General features: G+C 58.2%; 1 protein-coding gene. It reads right to left on the minus strand.

The window, feature by feature from the left end; all coding sequences use genetic code 11:
- Window positions 1-5 precede the first annotated feature (5 nt).
- A partial coding sequence (locus AC5RUU_RS19600) for an IS3 family transposase (RefSeq protein WP_493976868.1) occupies window positions 6-779 on the minus strand: 774 nt, incomplete at its 5' end.

Below are 779 nucleotides of genomic sequence, written 5' to 3' on the forward strand. Positions count from 1 at the left end.
AGAGCCTAAGCCGCAAGGGCCTGAGTACGGTATTGCACCGGGCTCAGGCCCTTGAGTTTTGTTGAGATTCTGTTGGTGTTGTACCAGTGGATGTAGTCGTGCAGCGCTGCTTCCAGCGCGTGGGTGTTGAGGAATCGGACGTGGTGGAATAGCTCTTCCTTGAGGTGCCCGAAAAAGTTTTCCATCACTGCGTTGTCATAGCAGTTGCCCCTGCGTGACATGGATTGGGCTGCGCCGGCTCCCGCGAGAAGAGCCCGCCACGAGGCGTGTTGGTACTGAAAGCCCTGGTCTGAATGAACGAGTGGCTGCTGCCCGGGTTCAAGGCAGGCGAGGGCCTTGCGCAGGGAGGTGTTAGTCAGTGCAAGGTTCGGGGAAGTCCCGATGGTGTAGGAGATGATTTGCCGGTCGAAGAGATCCATGACCGGTGAGAGATAGAGCTTCCGGTCCCCGACGGCGAACTCGGTCACGTCTGTCACCCATTTCTGGTTTGGCGCATCGGCCTCGAACTCCCGCTTGAGTTCGTTCGGGGCTATCTTGCCTTGCTCGCCCTGGTAGGAGTTGTAGCGCTTCTTCCGCCGGACCTTGCAGACGAGGCGCAGAGCACGCATCAGCTGCAGTACGGTTTTCTTCGCGACCGTCCACCCATGCTTTAGCAGTTCAGTATGAATCCGCCGGTGGCCGTAACGGGCATGGTTCTCCATGAAGATTTCAGTGACCGCGTCCTTTAGTGCTGCTTGCGGGTCGGGAGTCTGGAGTCGGCTCTGGTGATAGAAGTAGGT

The organism is Arthrobacter sp. K4-10C (assembly GCF_059090085.1).